At 60.8% G+C, this 22842-nt stretch carries 22 protein-coding genes; 5 read left to right on the top strand and 17 right to left on the bottom strand.

What is annotated here, in order from left to right; genetic code table 11:
- The first annotated feature begins 263 nt into the window (after positions 1-263).
- The gene (locus tag AO692_RS09730) at positions 264-1631 is read left to right on the top strand and encodes an FAD/NAD(P)-binding protein (RefSeq protein ID WP_054309871.1); all 1368 of its coding nucleotides are present in this window, start codon (positions 264-266) and stop codon (positions 1629-1631) included.
- Positions 1632-1701: 70 nt separating this feature from the next.
- Here AO692_RS09730 and AO692_RS09725 read toward each other — a convergent pair whose 3' ends face one another.
- Positions 1702-2631: an LLM class flavin-dependent oxidoreductase gene (locus AO692_RS09725; RefSeq protein WP_054309870.1), complete on the bottom strand. Its 930-nt coding sequence runs from the start codon at positions 2629-2631 to the stop codon at positions 1702-1704.
- 80 nt (positions 2632-2711) lie between these two features.
- The gene (locus tag AO692_RS33105) at positions 2712-2867 is read right to left on the bottom strand and encodes a hypothetical protein (RefSeq protein WP_161808054.1); all 156 of its coding nucleotides are present in this window, start codon (positions 2865-2867) and stop codon (positions 2712-2714) included.
- 273 nt (positions 2868-3140) lie between these two features.
- On the opposite strand from AO692_RS33105, the gene AO692_RS09720 reads away from it, so the two are divergent.
- Positions 3141-4325 carry an amino acid aminotransferase gene (locus tag AO692_RS09720; protein WP_054309869.1) on the top strand — a complete coding sequence of 395 codons (1185 nt, stop codon included), beginning with the start codon at positions 3141-3143 and terminating at the stop codon, positions 4323-4325.
- Positions 4326-4423: 98 nt separating this feature from the next.
- On the top strand, positions 4424-5248 hold the full coding sequence (gene mazG / locus AO692_RS09715) for a nucleoside triphosphate pyrophosphohydrolase (RefSeq protein WP_054309868.1): 825 nt from the start codon (positions 4424-4426) through the stop codon (positions 5246-5248).
- A 100-nt stretch (positions 5249-5348) separates the two neighbouring features.
- Here mazG and AO692_RS09710 read toward each other — a convergent pair whose 3' ends face one another.
- The 9 genes from AO692_RS09710 to dusB all read right to left on the bottom strand — a co-directional run bounded on the left by AO692_RS09710 (position 5349) and on the right by dusB (position 15877).
- The gene (locus AO692_RS09710) at positions 5349-5744 is read right to left on the bottom strand and encodes a VOC family protein (protein WP_054309867.1); all 396 of its coding nucleotides are present in this window, start codon (positions 5742-5744) and stop codon (positions 5349-5351) included.
- 1 nt (position 5745) lies between these two features.
- Positions 5746-7131 carry a GTPase HflX gene (gene hflX, locus AO692_RS09705; protein ID WP_054309866.1) on the bottom strand — a complete coding sequence of 462 codons (1386 nt, stop codon included), beginning with the start codon at positions 7129-7131 and terminating at the stop codon, positions 5746-5748.
- Positions 7132-7377, bottom strand: a complete 246-nt coding sequence (hfq, locus tag AO692_RS09700) for an RNA chaperone Hfq (RefSeq protein WP_018428055.1) — start codon at positions 7375-7377, stop codon at positions 7132-7134.
- Between the two features lie 144 nt (positions 7378-7521).
- Positions 7522-8382, bottom strand: coding sequence for a D-amino-acid transaminase (locus tag AO692_RS09695; protein ID WP_054309865.1), 861 nt, complete (start codon positions 8380-8382; stop codon positions 7522-7524).
- Between the two features lie 91 nt (positions 8383-8473).
- Positions 8474-9835: a sigma-54 dependent transcriptional regulator gene (locus AO692_RS09690; protein ID WP_054309864.1), complete on the bottom strand. Its 1362-nt coding sequence runs from the start codon at positions 9833-9835 to the stop codon at positions 8474-8476.
- Positions 9825-12113: a PAS domain-containing sensor histidine kinase gene (locus tag AO692_RS09685; protein WP_054309863.1), complete on the bottom strand. Its 2289-nt coding sequence runs from the start codon at positions 12111-12113 to the stop codon at positions 9825-9827. The genes AO692_RS09690 and AO692_RS09685 overlap by 11 nt, the downstream gene beginning before the upstream one ends.
- Before the next feature lie 148 nt (positions 12114-12261).
- On the bottom strand, positions 12262-13722 hold the full coding sequence (ntrC, locus tag AO692_RS09680) for a nitrogen regulation protein NR(I) (RefSeq protein ID WP_054309862.1): 1461 nt from the start codon (positions 13720-13722) through the stop codon (positions 12262-12264).
- Complete coding sequence (locus AO692_RS09675; RefSeq protein WP_054309861.1) at positions 13719-14852, bottom strand: nitrogen regulation protein NR(II); 1134 nt, start codon at positions 14850-14852, stop codon at positions 13719-13721. The genes ntrC and AO692_RS09675 overlap by 4 nt, the downstream gene beginning before the upstream one ends.
- The gene (gene dusB, locus AO692_RS09670; RefSeq protein ID WP_054309860.1) at positions 14849-15877 is read right to left on the bottom strand and encodes a tRNA dihydrouridine synthase DusB; all 1029 of its coding nucleotides are present in this window, start codon (positions 15875-15877) and stop codon (positions 14849-14851) included. Before dusB ends, AO692_RS09675 begins: the two co-directional genes overlap by 4 nt.
- A 139-nt stretch (positions 15878-16016) precedes the next feature.
- Between dusB and AO692_RS09665 the strand changes: the two genes are divergently transcribed.
- Entirely contained in the window at positions 16017-17246 is a 1230-nt protein-coding gene (locus AO692_RS09665) for a bifunctional 2-C-methyl-D-erythritol 4-phosphate cytidylyltransferase/2-C-methyl-D-erythritol 2,4-cyclodiphosphate synthase (RefSeq protein ID WP_054309859.1), read from the top strand.
- Positions 17243-17731, top strand: a complete 489-nt coding sequence (locus AO692_RS09660; RefSeq protein WP_054309858.1) for a CinA family protein — start codon at positions 17243-17245, stop codon at positions 17729-17731. Before AO692_RS09665 ends, AO692_RS09660 begins: the two co-directional genes overlap by 4 nt.
- A 50-nt stretch (positions 17732-17781) precedes the next feature.
- On the opposite strand, the gene AO692_RS09655 is transcribed toward AO692_RS09660, so the two are convergent.
- The 6 genes from AO692_RS09655 to AO692_RS09630 form a co-directional block, all read right to left on the bottom strand.
- A complete protein-coding gene (locus AO692_RS09655; RefSeq protein WP_054309857.1) occupies positions 17782-18240 on the bottom strand; it encodes a type II toxin-antitoxin system RatA family toxin in 459 nt (152 codons plus the stop codon).
- A gap of 9 nt (positions 18241-18249) precedes the next feature.
- Positions 18250-19218, bottom strand: coding sequence for a lipoyl synthase (gene lipA, locus AO692_RS09650; protein ID WP_054309856.1), 969 nt, complete (start codon positions 19216-19218; stop codon positions 18250-18252).
- Positions 19219-19340: 122 nt separating this feature from the next.
- Positions 19341-20783 carry a dihydrolipoyl dehydrogenase gene (gene lpdA / locus AO692_RS09645; RefSeq protein ID WP_054309855.1) on the bottom strand — a complete coding sequence of 481 codons (1443 nt, stop codon included), beginning with the start codon at positions 20781-20783 and terminating at the stop codon, positions 19341-19343.
- 18 nt (positions 20784-20801) lie between these two features.
- Positions 20802-21383 (bottom strand): N-acetyltransferase, encoded by a 582-nt coding sequence (locus AO692_RS09640; RefSeq protein ID WP_054310019.1) that lies wholly within the window; start codon positions 21381-21383, stop codon positions 20802-20804.
- Positions 21384-21385: 2 nt separating this feature from the next.
- Positions 21386-22024 (bottom strand): SGNH/GDSL hydrolase family protein, encoded by a 639-nt coding sequence (locus tag AO692_RS09635; protein ID WP_054309854.1) that lies wholly within the window; start codon positions 22022-22024, stop codon positions 21386-21388.
- Between the two features lie 21 nt (positions 22025-22045).
- On the bottom strand, positions 22046-22842 hold a 797-nt coding region (locus AO692_RS09630; RefSeq protein ID WP_200911721.1), incomplete at its 5' end, for a 2-oxo acid dehydrogenase subunit E2.

Raw genomic sequence — 22842 nt, 5'->3', positions numbered from 1 at the left:
GAGAATTGGGGACGGCGTTCGCCCGGTGGGGTCAACCGGTTTACACAAGGCCTCAGCCAACCTGCGACGTCGGCTGAAGACGTACATTCCGATGTCAATCGTTTGAATGCTTGTACGTGTTACAAGCCTTGCCGAGCAAAACCGTTCCATTTGCAGCCTGCTGAACCGAATTAGCTTGTCACCTCCTCTCCCAATTTCAGGATTTCGTTTCGCGCAATCATCCTTAAGTTTACTATCCTTATGGACTTAAGGGAGGAGCGACGATGATCGAACGTTCGCGCAATTCCGTCATCATTGTTGGCGGTGGCGCCAGTGGCGTCATGCTGACTGCGCATCTGTTGCGCTCTGACGATCCGGGCCTACGCGTTACCCTGGTCGAACGCCGCGACAGCTTCGGCAAGGGCATGGCCTATTCCGCCGCCCTGCCCGATCACCTGCTGAACGTCGCAGCCACCAATATGAGCGCCTTTCCCAACGATCCGTCACACTATTGGCGCTGGCTTCAGGAAAAGCAGCTTGTGCCTGTGGATGCAGGTCCCGTCTATACCCCGCGCAGCACCTACGGGCGCTATCTGCAGGACATACTTGAAAGCATCGCCGAGCGTGAACGCGCGACGGGGCGCTTGCGACTTGTGCAGCAGGAATGCCTTGGCGTCACAACAACATCAGCAGGGGTGGAAGCGCGGCTGGCCGACGGCACAAGCCTCGTTGGCCATGTAGCCGTTCTAGCCACCGGCCACGATCAAGAACCTGCGCCTGACCAGAATTTCGCGGTCCGTATAGGCTCTGACGATGATACGCCGTTGAATCCCGACGCGCCCGTGCTCATCCTCGGCACCGGCTTGAGCATGGTCGATGCCTGGCTGACGCTCGAACATCGAGGGCACCGGGGCAAGATCATCGCCGTATCTCGGCGCGGGCTCCTGCCCTGGCCGCACCAGAAGGGCAATCCGATCAAGCTGGACAGCGCCGATATCCCCCTTGGTACCGAGCTATCCTATTTCGTCGACTGGTTCCACAAACTGGTGCGCGAGACGGAAAAGGCCGGCGGCAACTGGCGCGATGTCGTCGATGGGCTGAGACCCTTCAACCAGCGCATCTGGCAGAACTGGCCGTCCACCGCCAAACGGCGCTTCCTCGAACATACCAAGGCATGGTGGGACATCCATCGCCACCGCATGCCGCCGCAGATTCATGCCCGCGTGAACCAGGCCGTGCATACCGGCCGTTTGAAGCTGCTTGCCGCACGTGTGCTCGGCACGGGCTCCGACAATGGCGACAGCGTGGTGAAGCTCTTGCCTCGCCGCGCGCGAGAGCCCGAGACCTTAAGAGTTGGCCGCGTCTATGACTGCACCGGTATCGTCAAGGACGTCTCCACAGGTTCGGTCGCGGTGATCCGCTCCTTGACCGATCGAGGCCTTGCCCGCCCCGATCCACTGCGCCTTGGCCTCGATGTGACGCTGGATTGTGCGGTGATCGACCGCAACGGCGCCGCTTCCGACCGTCTCTTTGCGGTCGGTCCCCTCACCCGCGGAACATTTTTCGAAATCGACGCCGTACCTGACATCCGCAACCAGACCGCCAAATTGGCCGGGCAACTGACGCAACGAGCAGCCCCAGGGTTCCGCTAGGCCGCTTCACAACGGTAAAGGCGGCGCGAACCTTGGTCCGCACCGCCTTGCACGCAGTTGCTGCAGAGCTTCAGGAGTTTCGAACGGCTGCCATATCGAAGCGACCAGCGGCGACGCCGGAATTTGCCGCCCATGCGGCTTCGCGCCGCGCCGACGAGTTCTGAACGAAGGACGCCACATGTTCGAAAGCGTCAAGATCCTCGGCTTTCCGGATTCCCCTGACCATAAACTCAGAAACACCGGCATCAACGAAGCCCAGCAATTGAAGAGCCGCCTGGGCCGGCTGTCGCGACAGATTTACCTCGCCTGAGGCTGCGGTTTCCCGGCCTGCTGCGTCAAAGACGACCGGCAGTGCGAAACGAACCTTGCCCTGCCGGCCATGCCGCGCTGCGGCGGAACGAACTCGGCTCGCCAACAAGCGGGCCTCGTCCGGCGACACAGCGGCAAGCTCGAAGATGTCGGCATGTTTTCCCGCGACGTTCAGGGCCGTTCCGGAGAGTCCACCCATGCGGATCGGCACGACGATGCCGCGCGCGCCCTTACGCGGCACGAAGCCGCCGACGATGCTGTAGAAGGGACCTTCGTGATCGATCGGTTTCTCATTCGCCCACAGTCGCTTCAGGAGCGTGATGTATTCGTCGACACGCCGCCAGAAGGCGATATGGCTCGGCTGCTGATCCGTATCGATCAGTCCCCGCGCAGGAACACGCAGCGCAATCCTGCCGTTGTATTGAAGCTGCAAGGCCGCCAGCCGGCGGGCCGCGGTGACGGGATCGAGTTCACCCGCGCCGTGGGTCAGCACAATTTGCTGCGGTTCGCTCTGTCTCATGAAGGCGAGATCGACAGCGCCAAGCTCACCCTGCCCGTCAGACAGCCAGGACTGAAAGCCGGCACGCCACGCCGAAGCGGCGGTGACCCGTTTTCCGGAGACATGCCCTTTGAACGATGCGTCCGGTTGATCGGCAGTTGCAGGGGGTACAAAAGTGAACACAACGCTCATCACAACTTCTCCCTTTGTTGTGGTGGACAGGCGGGCGGTTCAACTCCTTTGGAATGGCAGGCGATCACATCGCCTGTAGCTCAGGGCACAAGCCCGAAGATGAAAGCACTTGCGAAAAGGAAGGAAACCGCGAAAACCGCGTAAGGCAGCAATGCACCGGCATTGCCGACAGGCGACACTGAAATGCCACGGTGGCGTAATTTTCGTGCACCGGCCTGGGTCAGGAAATTCGCCATAGCGTCCTCCATTTCCCATTAGTCTATAAACTCAGTAGATTTTGTCGATTGCTATTTTTTGAAGGAAATTGGCATGACATTCTCAGGAACGGGCACATCGCCGAACATTGTTCTCAACGATAAGGGTTCAGAAAACCTAGCGCTCGGGCACTGTACTGCCGGAATAGCAATGCGGCCTTTGGTGCTTCGTGCAATAATTCTGGCGCAGCCACGCCGTTTTTCGTATCACTCCGCCGCGCCCAAAAGGCGGCGCGATGCCATGGAAAGCCTCAGATGTTCGAAGACCTGCAGCCAGCGCCAACAGACAAGATTCTTGCCCTGATCGGGCTTTATCGCGCCGATCCGCGCACCGACAAAGTCGATCTCGGTGTGGGCGTCTACAAGGATCGCGACGGCAAGACGGCGGTCATGCGAGCGGTGCGGGAAGCTGAGACACGGCTTCTGCAGAGCCAGGACACCAAGACCTATCTCGGCCTTGCCGGCGATCTCGCCTTCAACGACGTAATGACGAAGCTGGTTTTCGGCGACGCCGCCGATCTCACGCGTATCCGCGCGGCACAGGCGCCAGGCGGATCCGGCGCGCTGCGGCTTGCAGCCGAGTTGCTGAAGCGCACTCGGCCGGATGCGGCGATCTGGATTTCCAACCCGACCTGGCCGAACCACATTCCTATGATGCGGGGAGCCGGACTCACCATCGCCGAATATCCTTACTTCGACGCGGCGAGCGGCTCGGTCCGCTTCGACGACATGCTGGCGACGCTGAAGACGGCCAAGCCGGGCGACGCTGTGCTGTTGCATGGTTGCTGTCACAACCCGACCGGCGCCAACCTCAGCCTCGGGCAATGGGCGCAGGTGGCGGATCTGTTGGTGGAACGCGGCCTGCTGCCTTTTGTCGACATCGCCTATCAGGGTTTCGGCGAAGGTCTGGAGGCTGATGCCGCCGGCCTGCGCCTTATCGCTGGCAAGGTTCCTGAAATGCTGGTCGCCTCGAGCTGCTCCAAGAATTTCGCTGTCTATCGCGATCGCGTCGGCGCCGCGATGATCCTGGCGAAGAACGGCGCGAAAGCAGACATCGCACTGAGCCACATGCTGGCCGCAGCACGCACACTCTATTCCATGCCGCCGGATCATGGCGCAGCCGCGGTCCGCATCGTTCTGCAGGACAAGGAACTGCGTGCCGACTGGGAGGCCGAGCTTGAAGAAATGCGCCAGCGCATGTTGCGGCTGCGCGTCGCTTTCGCGGAAGCGCTGCGCAGGCAATCCAATTCGGACCGTTTCGACTTCGTCGCGGAGCACCGCGGCATGTTCTCTCGCCTTGGTCTGACGGAGACGCAGGTCGAGCGGCTTCGAGCCGAATACGGCGTCTATATGGTGGGCGACAGCCGCATCAATGTGGCCGGTCTGCCGGAAGATGGCCTGGACAAGCTCGCCACGGCAATTGTTTCGGTACTCGACTAGCGCGTCGCGCAGGGCTCTGTTCTGCGAGATTGTGGACAAAAGGCCAATGCCGCTCAGCGGCATTGGCCGTTCTGCCCGATGCGGATTAGGCTCTTGCCATGAAGCCCTCCAAGGACATTTCCCGCCTCATCGAGATCATGGCGGCCCTGCGTGCGCCCGTCACCGGATGCCCGTGGGATATCGAGCAGGATTTCTCGACCATCGCGCCCTATACGATCGAGGAAGCCTACGAGGTGGCCGACGCCATCGCGCGCAATGATATCGACAATCTGCGTGAGGAACTTGGGGACCTCTTGCTTCAGGTCGTCTACCACGCCCAAATGGCTGACGAAAAAGGTGAATTCGCCTTCGGCGACGTGGTCGAGGGCATCACCCGCAAGATGATCCGCCGCCATCCGCATGTCTTCGGCAGCGAGGAAGCCCGCAGTGCCGGAATGGCCAAGGGCATGTGGGAGAAGATCAAGGCCGAGGAAAAGGCGGAGCGCCGCGCCGAAAGGCTGGCGCGCGGCCTGGATCCGGAGGATCACGGCAAGGGGTTCCTGGATTCCGTCCCGGTCGCCCTGCCGGCGCTCACCAGGGCGCTCAAACTGCAGGAGAAAGCCGCGCGCGTCGGCTTCGATTGGAGCCAGGCTGAACCCATCCTCGACAAAATCGAGGAAGAGATCGCGGAATTGCGCGAAGCCCTGGCCAAGGGCGACACCGCTGCGATCAAGGATGAGTTCGGCGACATGCTATTTGCCGTCGTCAATCTCGGCCGCCATCTCAAGGTCGATTCGGAAGCGGCCCTCTCCGGCACCAACGACAAGTTCCGAAAACGCTTCCACTATGTCGAGCAGGCACTAGACACCTCGGGCGGCAGCTTGGAACAAGCCTCGCTGGACGAGATGGAGGCACTTTGGCAGCAAGCCAAGGGCGCTGGCTGAATCCTGGAGCGTTTTCGTTTTTCACGGAAACGCTCTATCTCTTTGTTTTTTTCACAATTCCGGACGGAAAACCGTCACACGCGCTTTTCCTTGAATTGCTCTAGCGGCTCCACTCGGCACGCTGAAGCACCATACGGTATCCATCCGGATCCTGGAAAGTGGCACCAACCTTGTCCCGATACGGATTGAATGACGGCACCGGATCGAAACCCGCAGCCTTCATGGAACTGACGGCATTGGCCCATGTGGTCTGATCGGGAAGATAGAAGACGAGAAGATGATCTTCGGACGGCGCGCGACCAGCAGCCGCGCCATGCGCCTTCGTAAACTCCAGATGGTAGGGCGCGTTCGGGTGCCCTAGTATGATCCCGTCGAAGCCATCATGATCGTCGAAACGCGTCAGGATCTGCAGACCCAAGCCGTCTCCGTAAAAGCGCAGCAAAGCTTCGAGATTGTCGGATGGCCTTGCCACCCGCATCTTTGGGAGACTGGACATCTCATCCGCTTTTGCGTTGCAGTCGACCTTCGATCTCTTCGCGCGCGCTTTCGGTCGCCATCAACGACAAGGAAACGCTGCCATCTTCGTTGTCGGTGCGCTTGATGACATCGCCGTTGCGGTAAAGCCAGTCGACCATTCCCAGCTGTGCCGGCTGCAAGGTGATCTCGACCGACTGCAATTCTCCCGACACGCGCGTTTCGATCAGAGCCTTGAGCGCGACGATGCCCTCGCCCGTCACAGCCGAAATGGCGATCGGAGGACGTTTTCCGTCAGCGCTTTCGGCCAGCAGGCGCTCTCGATTGCCTTCATCCAGCAGATCGACCTTGTTCCAGACCTCAACGACACGGTTGGCGTCGGCGGCATCGACGCCGAGATCGCCCAGAATACGTTCGACATCCTCCGCTTGCGCAGCAGTATCCGGATCGGAGATGTCGCGCAGATGGATGACCAGGTCGGCCTCAACCACCTCTTCGAGAGTGGCGCGGAAAGCGGCGACCAGATGCGTCGGCAGGTCGGAAATGAAACCGACCGTATCGGAAAGGATGATCGGGGTCCCGTGCGGCAGGCGTACCCGTCGCAATGTCGGGTCGAGCGTCGCAAACAGCATGTCTTCTGCCAGCACCCCAGCGCCGGTCAATTTGTTGAACAGCGTCGACTTCCCGGCATTGGTGTAGCCGACAATCGCAACCACCGGAAAAGGCACCTTTTTTCGCTTCGCGCGATGCAGGTCGCGGGTGCGTCGCACCGTCTCCAGTTCGCGCTTCAGACGGATGATCTTTTCCTGCAATGCACGCCGGTCGGCCTCGATCTGCGTTTCACCTGGACCGCCAAGGAAGCCGGCGCCGCCGCGCTGGCGCTCAAGGTGTGTCCAGGAACGCACCAGGCGACCTTTCTGGTAGTTGAGATGCGCGAGCTCGACCTGCAGCGTGCCTTCCTTAGTGCGTGCGCGCTCACCGAAAATTTCGAGGATGAGGCCGGTCCGGTCCAGAACCTTGACGTTCAGTTCCTTCTCCAGATTGCGCTGCTGCACCGGCGTCAGCGGATGGTCGACGATGGCGAGTTCCGCGTGCTTATCCTTGACCGCCTCTGCTAGTTCCGAAACCTTGCCCGAACCCAACAGTGTCGCCGGTCGGGGTTCGGCAACGATGGCGATCGATGTCTGGACGGGATCGAGATCGATGGCACGCGTCAGGCCGACGGCCTCTTCCAGCCGCGCCTCGGGCGAACGCGCCAGCCGCACGCGACCAGTGTCGTCCTCTTGCCTTGCGTGATTCGGTAGTACTGGCACGATGACCAGGGCACGGGTTGCCTCTCCGGAGCCCGCGCCCCCATCGTGTGCCGATTGCTCGCGGCCCTTTCGGCTCGCGTCGTTCTGCTTGGTCAATTAGCCGCCTTGGCTTTCCTCACCATCGAACATCTGAACCGGCTGGCTCGGCATGATCGTGGAAATGGCATGCTTGTAAACGAGCTGCGAATGCCCGTCGCGCCGCAGCAACACGCAGAAATTGTCGAACGAGGTCACCACCCCGGTCAATTTCACGCCGTTGATGAGGAAGATTGTGAGTGGATTCTTGCTCTTGCGCACCGAGTTCAGGAACAGGTCCTGAAGATTTTGCGAACGCTCTGCCATTGTTCTTATCTTTCGCCGATCCCCTTCGGTATGCATGCCAGTGCGCCAAAATACTCGGCATATGTCAAGCTTGCAGACGTGCTTGTCGTGAACAACGACAAGTAGAACGAGATGTATTGATGTCCATTCCTGTTGTGCCGGTTATCAGGCCGGACTTTTTTCCGCAACGTCAAAAAACGCTTGTCTCAACGAAAGTGTTACTGATCCCGGGTGGCCATTGGCAACGGTTTGTCCGTCGATGGCCACTACCGGCATAGCGATCGTGGTTGCAGAACTAATGAACGCTTCGCGTGCAGCCTTGGCCTCTGCAACAGAAAAACTGCGTTCCTCGATCTTCAGGTCAAGCTTGGCCGCGACGTCGAATATCGTGGTACGGGTAATGCCGCGCAGGATCCCATGTTCCGCCGGTCGCGTCACCAGAACACCGTCCTTGGTGACAATCCAGGCGTTCGACGATCCACCCTCCTTGACGTTGCCGTCTTCATCGACAAACCAGGCCTCCTGAGCTCCGGATTCCTTGGCCTTCTGCTTTGCCAACACGTTCGGCAGCAGGCCGACTGACTTGATGTCGACCCGATCCCAGCGATTTTCCGGCACCGTAATGATCTTGATGCCGTCTTCGGCGCGTTTGGCCGCAAGCGCCGGATTCACTTTCCTGGCGGTCACAACGAGCGACGACATCGTGTCTGCGGGAAACAGGAAGTCTCGGCTGGCCACGCCACGCGTTACCTGCACATAGACCAGTCCGTTGAATACCTGGTTGCGCCTGACAACCTCACGCAAGACGATCTCAAGCGGTTTTCTACCAATTGGCCAGTCGATACGAAGCTCCCGCAGGGACCGGTCGAGCCGGTCAAGATGGCGTTTCATATCGACGATGAACCCACGCGCCACCTCGCAGACTTCGTAGACGCCGTCGGCAAACTGGTAGCCACGATCCTCGACATGCACGGCCGCATCGCGATGTGCGACGTAGCGTCCGTTGACATAGGCAATGCGCGGCATGGTGAACCCTCTGAAATATCAGGTTTTCTTACGCGATTCCGCTGACCGCGTATCGGACAAAGAAATGGTCCAGCCGGTCGACACCGGCTGGTCAGACCCCGAGAGATTTAAGCTTGCGATGCAAGGCGGAGCGCTCCATGCCGATGAATTCGGCTGTCTTGGAGATGTTGCCCCCGAAGCGATTGATCTGGGCGATCAGATAATCCTTTTCAAACTGCTCGCGGGCCTCGCGCAATGGCAATGCCATGATGTGCTGGTCCGATTGGTTGGGTGTGCGCGGCATGACGTCGCCAATCTCCGAAGGCAGCAGATCGGCGGTAATGGGCGTCTCCACATCGTCACCTCGTGCCAGAATCATCAGGCGCTCGATGTTGTTACGCAGTTGGCGCACATTGCCCGGCCAATTGTGGGCCTGAAGAACAGCCATCGCGTCGTCACCGATGCGGCGTGCTTTGATCCCCGCCTGCCTCGATATCTGTTTGACGAAGGTATCGACCAGATAAGGAATGTCCTCCCGCCGTTCCGCAAGCCCCGGCACCGCCACCGGCACGACTGCCAGGCGATGATAGAGGTCTTCGCGGAAGCGCCCCTCGGCGATCATGGCTTCCAGGTTCTGCGCGGTCGAGGAGATGATACGCACATCCACCTTGACGCGTTTGGTACCGCCCACCCGCTCGAACTGTTGTTCGACCAACACGCGCAGGATCTTGTTCTGAGTCTCGCGCGGCATATCGGCGACTTCATCGATGTAGAGTATGCCGCGATGCGCCTCCTCCAGCGCGCCGACCTTTCGCTCCGTCCCATTCGATTCGGTGCCGAACAGCTCGATCTCCATACGCTCGGGCGTGATGTTGGCTGCGCTCAAGGTCACGAACGGCCCGCTCTTGCGCGCAGACAAGGCGTGGATGGCCCTTGCCGCCAGCTCCTTGCCGGAACCCGACGGTCCCATGATCATGATGCGGCTGTTGGTCGGCGCTACACGTTCGATGGTCTGCCGCAACTGGCTCATCGCAGACGACATGCCGATCAGGTCAAATGTCTCGCCGCTGCGCTGTTTCAGGTCGGAAACCTCGCGCCGCAACTTGGAAGTTTCCAGCGCACGCTCGGCAACGAGGATCAGCCGGTCCGCCTTGAAGGGCTTTTCGATGAAATCATAAGCACCACGACGAATGGCCGACACCGCCGTTTCGATATTGCCGTGGCCGGAAATCATCACCACCGGCAGATTGGGATGCAGGGTTTTGATTTCATCGAGCAGTGCCAGGCCGTCCAGTCGCGAGCCCTGCAACCAGATGTCGAGGAAGACGAGCCTCGGTGCACGGTCGGCGATTGCCGCCAGCGCACTGTCCGCGTCGTGAGCGGTGCGGGTTTCGTGACCTTCATCACTCAGGATGCCGGCAACAAGTTCACGGATGTCTTCTTCGTCGTCGACGATCAGAATATCAGACGCCATTACCGACCTTTTCAGTTTCTCGTTCGTTTTCCGCCGTCACCCGGGCGCGCTGCGTCGCGCCGGTGGCGGGAAGGATGATGCTGATCATGGCACCTCGCCCGCCGTGGAAGTCGGCCGGCGCATCGTGCAGTTCGAGCCGTCCGCCATGGTCTTCCACGATCTTTTTGACGATCGCGAGGCCAAGCCCCGTACCTTTCTCGCGCGTCGTCATATAGGGCTCGAGCAGCCGACCCCGGTTTTCGCGCGGAAGCCCCTTGCCATTGTCAATGACGTCGACCTGGATCGAGCCGTCGACATGCGCTGCCTGGATACGGATCACGCTCTTTTCGCCAGGCGCCCGTTCGAGCCCTTCCATGGCCTCGGCGGCATTCTTGATGACATTGCCGAACGCCTGCGAGAGCAGGCGATTATCGAAAGTGCCCTTGAGCGGTTCGTCACCGAACGCACGTTCGAAGGCGATGTCGGAGCGGCTGACTTCCACAAGGAACGAAGCCTCGCGCAACGGTTCGCGCAAATCGATCGCTTTCATTTCGGGCTTCGGCATGCGCGCGAAGGAAGAGAACTCGTCGACCATGCGACCGATATCCTCGACCTGCCGGATGATGGTATCCGTGCATTGATCGAAGACTTCGCGGTCCTCGGTGATCACTTTGCCGTAACGACGCCGGATGCGTTCGGCCGAAAGCTGGATCGGCGTCAGCGGATTCTTGATTTCGTGAGCGATGCGCCGGGCGACATCGGCCCAGGCCGACGTGCGCTGGGCGGTAACGAGATCGGTGATGTCGTCCACAGTCACGACATAGGACTTCTCGCCCTCATAGGCCTCGTCCTGGTCTTCCTCGATCGTCACCTGAACGTTGAAAGTCCGTTCGGCGCCGGCGCGGAAGAAGGTCACCTGCTCGCGGTAGACCGGCTTGCCGGATTTGCGGCCGATTTCCAGCACGCGCCCGACATGAGGCAGCACCGTGGACAGGTTCTGCCCCAGCGCAGCGTCGGATGACATCGCCAGCATCGCTTCGGCCGACTTGTTGACGATGGTGATCGTGCCGAAGGGGTCGACACCGACTACGCCGGAAGTGACGCCGGCGAGAACGGCTTCAGAGAACCTAAGCCGCTCGTCGGCAAGATCCTTGGCGGTCAGAATTTCGTTGCGCTGGGATTTCAACTCCAGCAGCATCTTGTTGAAGGTGTCGCCAAGATGGGCAACGTCGCCGTCGGAATGGCGAACGGGCACCGAGACGTCGAGATTGCCGGTCGCCACTTCGTCGGCAGCGCCGATGAGTTGGCGGATAGGCCGCACCAGCCTGTCGGCCACAGCAATACCCGTCCAGATCGCCGACAGGATGACAATGAGCGTCAGCGACATATAAGGCAGTGCGAACGCGACCTGCGAGAACCCCCGGTTGGTTTCGAGCCCGCGATATTCGGCGGTATTTGCCCGAACGATCTCGCGCGCCCTGATCACCTCAGGATCCACCACGCGGATGGTGTAGAGATAAAGCCCCTCGATTTCCTTTAGCCTGATGATCGCGCCCATGATGTTGCGCGTGCGCGGCTCGATCAGCAGCGGCCTGCCGTCCTGTGCCTGCTTCACCGCACCATCGGGCGGCCCCGGCATCGGGAAATCGGCGCTGGTCTTGGCACTCATGACGAAGGAGCCGTCTTCCTTGACCAAGGCGGCGTGGGCGAGGCCGCGTCCAACAGCTTCCTTGTTCATGAGATCCAGGAATCCGCCGCGATCGAGACCGTAGAGCGTGCGTGAGCTATCCAGGTCGTAGGCCATGGAAAGCGTCGTGCCCTGCAAATTGCGAGCATTCTCCTGCACATAGGCTTCCGCAATCGACAGCGACGAATTGATGATCGTCTTGGTACGAATCTCGAACCAGCGGTCGAGGCCGATGTTCAGCGTGATCGCGGCGATAATGGCGACCAGGATCGCCGGCACCGCTGCGACGAGGGCAAACATGATGACGATGCGCACATGGAGCCGGGATGCGGCCTTGCCGACGCGGCGTGCCATGATGATTCGTTGCGCTTCGCGGGCAACCAGCGCCACAAGGAAAAAAATGAACAGCGCATTGAGGCCGATGAGCCACAGCGTGGTTGTTCGGTCGGGCACAATCGGTGTCGCGCCGACCAGAATTGCGAAGGAAACCGCCGCCGTCAGCAACGCGCCAATGATCGCAATGATGCCAGGCAGCGCCATCAGCCGCCTGGCTTCCTGCACACCGGATCTTCGAAACAATGGTCCGCTCAATGGTATGGCCTGCTCAGCCATTTCGCCGCTTGCTGTCATGATTGCGTAGCATCTATGCAACGCATTGTGGCGAATATGCAACAAGACGCCAGATCACAAAAATCTTTCGACGCCTCATCAACTGATTTTTGATGGACTGGTGCAGCGAGACGGTCGCCGTGCTTCACGCCTAACCCTGCCGCGCGCCGCGATAGACGTTGACGCCAAGATCGCGGATTTTCTTGCGCAATGTGTTGCGATTGAGTCCAAGCAGATCGGCGGCGCGGATCTGATTACCGCGCGTCGCCGTCATCGCCGCCAGAACAAGGGGATGCTCCACCTCTTCCAGGATGCGCTGATAGAGACCAGCCGGCGGCAGATCACCGCCAAAGGAAGCAAAATAACGTTGCAGATAGTGTTCGACAGCCTGGCTGATCGACAGGTCATCGGGGATCAAGGCATTCGTGCCGGGCGCGACGGCCACGTCGCCAGTCCTTAGTTCCGCTTCGACGATTTCGGCGGAAATTTCGTCCTGCGGATAGAGCGCGGCCAGACGGCGCACCAGATTTTCAAGCTCGCGCACATTGCCTGGCCAGGGATAGCGCTTCATCAGCTCGATGCCGGCCGGCACGATGCGTTTGGTCTGCAGCCCTTCTTTGGCCCCAAGCTTGAAGAAATGGCGCACGAGATCCGGAACATCCTCGGCGCGTTCGCGCAGACCTGGAAGTCTGAGCGGCACGACGTTGAGACGATAGAACAAATCCTCGCGGAACAGACCCTGGTTGATCAGCGTTCGCAGATCCTTGTTGGTCGCCGCGACGATACGCACATCCGTCTTGATCGGCGTGCGCCCTCCCACGGTCGTGTATTCGCCCTGCTGCAACACGCGCAGTAGCCGCGTTTGCGCTTCCATCGGCATGTCGCCGATTTCATCCAGGAACAGCGTGCCGCCCTCAGCCTGCTCGAAACGACCCGTGGAGCGGTTCTGTGCTCCCGTGAATGCCCCCTTTTCGTGACCGAACAGCTCCGATTCGATCAGGTCGCGTGGGATAGCAGCCATGTTGATGGCAACGAATGGGCCTCCTCGGCGCCGGCCATATTCATGTAAAGCGCGCGCAACGAGCTCCTTGCCGGTACCGGATTCACCGCTGATCATCACAGTCAGATCTGTCTGCATCATGCGCGCCAGCATGCGATAGATGTCCTGCATGGCGGCGGAGCGGCCAACCAGCGGCATCGTTTCCGGCTGTTCCTCGGGCCGGACATCAGCCTTCGGCCGGCGTGGTTCAGCCATGGCGCGGCCGACGATGTTGAGCAGTTCGGTGAGATCGAATGGCTTGGGCAGATATTCATAGGCGCCGGTCTCGGAGGCGCGGATGGCGGTCATGAACGTGTTCTGTGCGCTCATGACGATCACGGGCAGTTCCGGTCTCGCCTTTTTGATGCGCGGCAGCATATCGAAGGCGTTTTCGTCCGGCATCACCACGTCGGTGATGACGATGTCGCCCTCGCCCGCCGCAACCCAGCGCCAGAGCGTGGACGCGTTCGACGTCACCCGCACGTCATGGCCGGCGCGCGACAATGCCTGGTTGAGTACGGTGCGGATCGCCGCATCGTCATCAGCGACGAGAATGGTGCCGCGGGCACTCATAGGCGTTGTCCTTCTTCGCTTTCAGTCACGGGTTCCTTCCAGGCGGGCAGAAGCACACGAAAGGTGGTGCCACGCGGCGTCGCATCGCATTCGATGATGCCGCCATGCTCGCCCACGATCTTGGCCACCAATGCCAGCCCCAGACCGGAGCCATTCGGCTTGGTGGTGATGAACGGATCGAACAGAATCGGCAGGATATCGTCCGGGACACCCGGACCGTTGTCGTGCACGCAGAACTCGAGCGGCAGCGATACGCGGTCCTGTGTGCCGGGAACGGACATGCGGATGCCGGGGCGGAATGCCGTAGTGAGCGTGATTTCCCCCAGCGGATCGGAGCCGATCGCCTCGGCGGCGTTCTTGACCAGATTGAGGAACACCTGGATCAACTGATCGCGGTTGCCATAGACCGAAGGCAATGAGGGATCGTAATCCTCCCCGATCTTGATCCGGTTGGCGAAGCCGTTCCTGGCAATTGCTTTCACATGATCCAGCACGACATGGATGTTGACGGGATAGCGATCGATCGGCCGCTCGTCCGAGAACACCTCCATGCGATCGACCAGCGAGACGATGCGATCGGTCTCGTCGGTGATCAGCCGCGTCAGGGCCCGATCGTCGTCAGAGGCGGAGAGCTCGAGCAATTGCGCGGCGCCACGGATGCCGGACAGCGGGTTCTTGATTTCATGCGCAAGCATTGCGGCCAGGCCGGTGACGGAACGGGCAGCGCCGCGATGCGTCATCTGGCGGTCGATCTTGTCGGCCATCGACCGCTCTTGGAACATCACAACCACGGAATCCGGAAATTCCGGCACCGGCGCCACATAAAGATCGACGATCTTTTCGATACCGAGGCGTGGCGAGGAAACGTCCACGCGATATTCGTTGACCGGCGCGCGCCGTTCGCGAACCTGGTCCACCAAAGTCAGCAGCGGACTGCCAAAGGGGATGAGCTTCGCCAGCGTATTGCGCGCCAGCATGGTCGCGCTGGAACGAAAGAAATCCTCGGCGTCGGCATTGGCATAGGTGATGTGACCCTCCGGCCCGACCATGATCACCGGCCGGCGAATGGTATTGAGCAGGATCTGTGCGGCATCGGCCATGTCCGCGACGGGAGCAACTGTCGCGGTCATGCCGCGCTCCGGATGTCTTCCGCATCGCCGCCGGGCAGAAGCGCCTCTCTCAACAACGCGCTGACACGGCCAGGCTCGAAGGAAGTCAGCACATCTTTGCGCAGGTCCCTGGACGTCGCGGCCGCGTAGCGGTCCAGATACCAGCCGAGATGCTTTCGGGCCTGCCTCAACCCGCTTTCCACGCCATAGTGAGCGAGCATGTCTTCATAATGCGCAACCACGTAGTCGGCGAGTTCCGTTGTATCCTTCGGCACGCCGGCTGCCTCAATGCCGGCAGCGGAGGTAGCAATAGCACCTGCAGCCCACGGTGCGCCGTAATGGGCTCGACCGACCATGACGGCATCAGCGCCGGATTGTTCGAGGATCGCAATCGCATCGGCTGGCGTCGCGACATCGCCATTGGCAACGACAGGGATCGACACAGCCTCCTTCACGCGCGCGATGGCACGCCAATCGGCCTTGCCTTGGTAGAATTGGCAGCGCGTACGGCCATGCACCGTCACCATGCTCACGCCGGCCTGTTCGGCGCGGCGGGCAAGCATCGGCGCATTCAGCGCATCCTCATCCCAGCCGAGCCGCATCTTGACCGTCACCGGCACTTTCACCACACCGATCACCGCCTCGATCAGGGTGAGCGCGTGGTCGAGGTCGCGCATCAGCGCCGAGCCGGCATAACCGCCCGTCACCTTCTTGGCCGGACAGCCCATATTGATGTCGATGATGTCAGCGCCCTCATCTGCCGCGATGCGTGCTGCTTCGGCCATGTGCGTTGCTTCGCGCCCGGCAAGCTGCACCATATGCACCGGCAGACCGGAATGGCGAATGCGCAGGTCGAACCCCTCCCTGCCCCGCGCCAGCTCGCCGCTGGCCACCATTTCCGAAACGACAAGACCAGCGCCATGCGCATAGGCGCGCTTGCGGAACGGCTCATCGGTGATGCCGGACATCGGCGCCAGGAAGACGCGATTGCGCAAAGCGACCCCGCCAACGGCGAGCGGCAAGGCGAGCTTATTCGGATCGGTCATGCACAAAAACCAAGCAACGTCTATCTTTGCCTATTCACTAGCCAGATCGGGTTGATTGTGCAATGCAGAATGAACATGCATTGCGGCTTATTTGGGAAAAAGCTGGCCTTCCTCTTCGCCCGCGACTAAGCCTCTGCGCATGAAGGAAACGAGCGCAATCAAGGCCGTATCCGCCGGTGGCGGTGTCGCCGCCGTCATCGTAGCGGCAGGCCGCGGCGAGCGTGCCGGTCAGGCTGATGGGCCCAAGCAATATCGCCATATTGGCGGCCGCGCCATCCTCGTCAGAACGCTGGAGACTTTCCTTTCGCATCCGCGCATCGACCACATCGTCATCGTTATCCACACCGACGACCAGGAATTGCTTCAGAAGGCAGTCGGCGATCATCTCGCCAGGATCACAATCGTCACCGGCGGGCGCACCAGACAGGATTCGGTCCGGCTTGGCCTCATCGCACTGGACGGCAAGACACCGGACAGGGTGCTCATTCATGACGCCGTGCGGCCTTTTGCCGATCACGATCTCATCGACCGCGTCATCGACGTCATTGCCGCCGGTCAAGGTGCACTGCCGGCACTTCCGGTGGCCGACACGCTGAAACGCGAAAGCCGTGACGGCACGATCGGTGAAACCGTTCCGCGTGCGGGCTTGCATGCTGCGCAGACACCGCAAGGTTTTCCATTCCGTCCCATTCTGGACGCGCATGAAAAAGCACATCAGGCTGGCAGGGACGATTTCACCGACGATGCCGCCATCGCCGAATGGGCGCGGCTACCGGTCAAGATCGTCGCCGGTTCACCCGACAACGTCAAACTCACCTGGGCACGGGATATCGTCATGGCAGATCAACGATTGAATGGCGCGCGTTCGAGCTTTCCCGACATCCGCACGGGCAACGGCTATGATGTGCACGCCTTCGAAGCCGGCGATCACGTGACGCTGTGCGGTGTCGAAATCCCGCATGATCGCAAGCTTTCTGGCCATTCCGATGCCGATGTCGGCCTGCACGCCCTCACCGATGCATTGCTTGCCACCTGTGGTGCTGGCGACATCGGCACGCATTTCCCGCCGTCAGATCCGCAATGGAAAGGGGCCGCCTCCCACATCTTCGTCGAACACGCCGCAAAGATCGTGCGCGCGCGGGGCGGTCGCATCGCCAATGCCGACATCACGCTGATCTGCGAAGCACCACGCGTTGGACCGCATCGCGAAGCGATGACCGCCGCACTCTCCGGCATGCTGGGAATCGCGCCCGAACGCATCTCCATCAAGGCGACGACGAACGAGAAACTCGGCTTTGTCGGTCGCCAGGAAGGCATCGCAGCGATCGCCACAGCGAGTGTCGTCTACCCCGGAGAGGTGCCGGAATGAACGAACTCACGCTGCTGGCGGACCGCTTCCTGAGAGCCTGCCTCACACGCAAGGTCATGGCCGCGACCGCCGAAAGCTGTACCGGCGGCATGATCGTTGCCCACCTGACCGATATCGCCGGCTCGTCGGCTGTCGTCGATCGCGGCTTCATCACCTATTCGAACGAAGCCAAGATGGACATGCTCGGCGTCAAGGCAGACACGCTGGAAACCTTTGGAGCGGTGTCATCCGAAACAGCGCTGGAGATGGCTGCCGGTGCGCTGGCCCGTTCCCGTGCCGGCATTGCGTTGGCGGTGACGGGCATTGCTGGACCGGATGGCGGCTCAGATGAAAAGCCGGTCGGCCTTGTATGGTTCGGCCTGGCGCTTGACAATCAGGCGACCATTTCCGAGCACCGCATCTTCGACAATCGGGGGCGTGACTTCATTCGCCGCGAGACGGTGCGGCATGCACTGGAAATGGGGCTCAGGGCCCTCGCCAACTGAATTTTTTGCTTGTGTGCCGGTCCCGTTAGCATTGCCGATGAACCGCGGCTTCAGGAGATGACATCCCGCCCATAGATCACGTCGGCGCGTTTTTCGAACGCCTCGGAGAACATGCGGAAGGCACGGTCGAACATGGTGCCCATCATCGCCCCCAGAATGCGGCTCTTGAATTCGTAGTCGATGAAAAAGCGCACGAAGCAACCGTCGCTCGCCGGCTCGAAACCCCAGATATTGCTCAGATACTTGAAGGGGCCGTCGATGTATTTGACATCGATGATGCGTTCGTCCGGCTTCAGCAGCACCTGGGTCGTAAAAGTCTCGCGGATCGCCTTGTAACCGATACTCATGTCGGCGACGAGCACGGTGCGCCCGTCGCGCTCGCGACGAGAGCGCACGGCAAGCGCTTCGCACAGCGGCACGAATTGCGGATATTTCTCCACATCGGCAACCAGAGCGAACATCTGGTCCGGAGAATGTGATACGCGGCGCGTCGCCTCGAATTTCGGCATGAAACCGGCTTATTGGGCGGTTTTCTTGAGCTGCTCTGCGCGGGCAGTGCGCAACTGAGCGAAGTCTTCCCCCGCGTGATGGGACGAGCGCGTCAGCGGGCTTGATGCCATGAGAAGAAAACCCTTGCTCTTGCCGACGATGGCGTAGGACTGGAATTCCTCTGGCGTGACGAACTTCTTCACCGGGTGATGCTTCTTCGACGGCTGCAGATACTGCCCGATGGTCATGAAGTCGACGTCGGCCGAGCGCAGATCATCCATCAACTGCAGAACCTCGTGACGTTCCTCACCAAGCCCGACCATGATGCCGGATTTGGTGAAGATCGAAGGATCGAGCTCCTTCACCCGCTGCAGGAGCCGGATCGAATGGAAATAACGCGCACCTGGGCGAACCGTCAGGTAGTTGGACGGCACGGTTTCGAGATTGTGGTTGAACACATCCGGCTTGGCAGCAACGACGATTTCCAGCGCGCCGTCCTTGCGCAGGAAGTCCGGCGTCAGGATTTCGATCGTGGTCGTCGGCGCAGCTGCGCGGATGGCGAGAATGACATCGGCGAAATGCTGCGCGCCACCGTCTTCGAGGTCGTCGCGGTCGACCGAGGTGATAACGACATGGGAAAGCCCCATCGTCTTGACGGCTTGCGCCACACGGTTGGGTTCGTCCGCATCGAGCGCGGTTGGGATACCGGTCGCGACATTGCAGAAAGCGCAAGCGCGCGTGCAAATCTCGCCCATGATCATGAAGGTGGCGTGCTTCTTTTCCCAGCATTCGCCGATGTTGGGGCAGCCGGCCTCCTCACAAACCGTCACCAGCTTGTGTGACTTCACGATCTCGCGCGTCTCGGCATACCCCTTGGAGACCGGCGCCTTGACGCGGATCCAGTCAGGCTTGCGCAACACTTCCTGATCGGGCCGATGTGCCTTCTCCGGGTGACGGGGGCGCGGCTTGTTGGCGACGAGATCGAGAACGGTAACCATCTGATCTTTCCTGCATCTCCCTGAAACGCAAAGTCAGGGATTGGGTACGAGCCTCATCTAAGGCTTTTCGTCGGTAAGAAAAAGACCACGGCAACGCATGCCGCCACGGTCTTTTAGCATCCCTACGCGTTCAGCACCCGCCCGTAGGCGTCGAGCACGCTTTCCTTCATCGTTTCCGACAGCGTCGGATGCGGGAAGATGGTGTGCATCAGCTCTTCCTCGGTGGTTTCAAGGTTCATCGCCACCACGAACCCCTGGATGAGTTCGGTCACTTCCGCGCCGACCATATGAGCCCCCAGCAATTGCCCGGTCTTCTTGTCGAAGATCGTCTTGACCAACCCCTGGTCCTCGCCGAGCGCCACGGCCTTGCCATTGGCGACGAACTGGAAGCGGCCGACGCGGATGTCCTTGCCCTGTTCCTTGGCCTTGGCTTCGGTCAGGCCGACGGATGCCACCTGCGGGCTGCAATAGGTGCAGCCCGGGATCTTGAGCCTGTCCATCGGATGGACATGCAGGCCTGCGATCTTCTCCATGCAGATCACGGCTTCATGCTCGGCCTTGTGCGCCAGCATGGGCGGTCCGGCGACGTCGCCGATGGCGTAGATGCCTGGCACATTGGTGCGGCAGAATTCGTCGATGGCGATAGCGCCGCGATCGAGCTTCACGCCAACGGTCTCCAGTCCGAGATTTTCGGTATTGCACTGGACGCCGACCGCCGAAATCATCCGGTCGGCGGTGATCGTCTGCGTCTTGCCATCCTTGCCTTCGACCGTCGCAGTGACGGAGTTGGCACCTTTCTCGACCTTGGTGACCTTGGTCTCGAGAAGGATCTTCATGCCCTGCTTTTCGAGCTGCTTCTTTGCCCAGATGGAGATTTCAGTATCTTCCACCGGCATGATCTGCGGCATGATCTCGACCACGGTCACGTCGACGCCCATGGTGCGGTAGAAGGAGGCGAATTCGATGCCGATGGCGCCCGAACCCATCACCAGCAGCGACTTCGGCATGTCCTGCGGCACCATGGCCTCGAAATAGGTCCAGATCAGCTTGCCGTCCGGCTCGATCCCCGGCAGCGCGCGCGGCCGCGCGCCGGTGGCGATCACGATATGCTTGGCGGTATAGGTGCCCTCGCCCTTGGTACCCTTCGGGATCGGCCCCATCGGCTCCATCGGCTTCTTGGACGACTTGCCGACGACGATCTCGCCCGGCTTGGTGATCTTGGCTTCGCCCCAGATCACGTCGACCTTGTTTTTCTTCATCAGGAAGCCGACGCCGTTGTTCATACGCTGGGCGATGCCGCGCGAACGGTCGACAATGCCCTTGAGATCCGGCTTGATCGTTCCTTCGAGTGTCAGGCCGTAGCTCTTGGCGTGTTCGGCGTAGTGGAAGATCTCGGCCGAACGCAGCAGGGCCTTGGTCGGAATGCAGCCCCAGTTGGAGCAGATGCCGGCCAGATGCTCGCGCTCGACGATCGCGGTCTTGAGACCGAGCTGCGCGGAACGGATGGCCGCGACATAGCCGCCCGGACCGGAGCCGATGATGATGACGTCGTAGTTGTCAGCCATGTTTTCCCTGCCTTTTCATCAAGCGGCGCCACGTGTCAGCAGCACCCAGTCATGTTCCTTGCTGTCGTCAGACAGCGGCACGGCTTGCCGTCGGGTCACCTCGGCAAATCCGTGCGATTTGTAAAGCCCGAGCGCGGTCTCGTTGTGGCTTTCGGTGATCAGGCTTATCGGCCTCCCAGCGCCGCGCTCGACCTCGTGCAGGAGCAGACGTTTGCCCAAACCCTTGCCGCGCAGGTGCCGGTAGACCCCCAGACTGTCGATGAACCAGTGGTCGACCAACATCTTCTGCAGGGCCAGGATTGGTTCGATGGCGGCGTGAGGCGCCACTTCGTTCGCGATGGACGGTTCGATCGGATGGCCGATGATCACGCCCGCAATTTCCTCGCCTGCCACAGCCACGCTCGAATCCTTCCAACTGGCGCGTTCGGTATCGGAGCGCATGAACGAGCGCCCCTGCTCGAACGCGGTCTCCTTGCTTCCGTCGAGCACAGCGCCATACCAGAACCAGGATGCAAAGCCGTGCGAACTCACATCGACCAGAATGGCAAGCTCGGCTGCATCGCTTTTCTTCGCCGGGCGGATGATGATCTCGTCCGGCACGATCAAAGCTCCAGCATGGTGCGCACTCTTGGCGCCAGTGCCGCGCCAATGCGGCGGGTATTCTCGGCGTCGAGATGGATACCGTCGAGCGGTGTCGTCTCAGCCACCGTGCCCGCATCGAAGAAGCCGCAGCCCGTCTCCTGGGCCAAAGCACCATAAAGCCCTGCGAGCTTTCGCGATTCAGCAATCCCACCCTCGAACGTGGCGGCAAAATTGACATTCGCCGTCTCTCGAACAACCGGCGGTGACACGATCAGCACTTTTGGCGCCGCTGCCGTCATTGGATAGACCACACTGCGCACGATATCGACCAGCCGCGCCATGCCCTGCTTGGCACCGATCGCGCGACCGCAGATAAACGACTTCATGTCGTTGGTGCCGAGCAACAATATGACGAGATCGAGCGGTGCATGCGTTGCAAGAACAGTCGGCAGCATGCGCGCGCCGTTGCGATCAACGTCGGCCAGATGATCGTCGAAGGCCGTGGTGCGACCATTCAAACCTTCGGCAATCACACGCGCCGTGCCGCCGAGCTCCACCTGCAACACGCTCGGCCAGCGATCCTCGAACACGTGGCGGCCGAGACCTCCGGCGTCATAGCCCCAGGTCAAGGAATCGCCATAACAGAGTACGGTCTTCATATGGCCGTCCTGCTGCAGTTATCAGACCAGCATGGTCATCGGGTTCTCGATGATACGCTTGAAGGCGCCGAGCAGTTCGGCTCCCAGCGCGCCGTCGACGGCACGGTGGTCGGTCGACAGCGTCACCGACATGACGGTGGCTATCCTGATCTCGCCGCCCTTCACGACCGCGCGCTCCTCGCCTGCACCCACTGCCAGGATCGTCGCATGCGGCGGGTTGATGACGGCGGCGAAGTCCTTGATGCCGAACATGCCAAGGTTCGACACCGCCGTGGTGCCGCCCTGATACTCTTCCGGCTTCAGCTTGCGATCGCGGGCGCGCTTGGCGAGGTCCTTCATCTCGTTGGAGATCACCGACAGCGTCTTCTGGTCGGCCTTCCTCACGATCGGCGTGATCAGCCCGCCCGGGATCGATACCGCCACCCCGACATCGGCGTGCTTGTGCTTGACCATGGCCGTTTCCGTCCACGACGCATTGGCATCCGGCACGGCGACCAGTGCCTGGGCCATCGCCTTGATGATCATGTCGTTGACCGAGAGCTTGTAGGCTGGGACATCGCCCTTTTCGGTCTTCTTCATCGGCGCAGCGGCATTGAGCTCGGAGCGCAGCTTCAAAAGTGCGTCCAGCTCGCAATCCAAGGTCAGGTAGAAATGCGGGATGGTCGACTTTGCCTCGACCAGACGCCGGGCGATGGTCTTGCGCATATTGTCGTGCGGAACAAGGTCGTAGGAGCCCTCTTCGAACAGTTTGAGCACCGCCTCGTCCGACATCGGCTTGGCAGCAGGTGCAGCAGCCGGAGCAGCGGCAGGCGCCGCAG

The organism is Mesorhizobium sp. 1M-11 (assembly GCF_001303895.1).
Classification (GTDB): domain Bacteria; phylum Pseudomonadota; class Alphaproteobacteria; order Rhizobiales; family Rhizobiaceae; genus Mesorhizobium.
The sequence above is the reverse complement of the archived record's forward strand: the minus strand, read 5'-3'. Positions and strand labels throughout refer to the sequence as shown.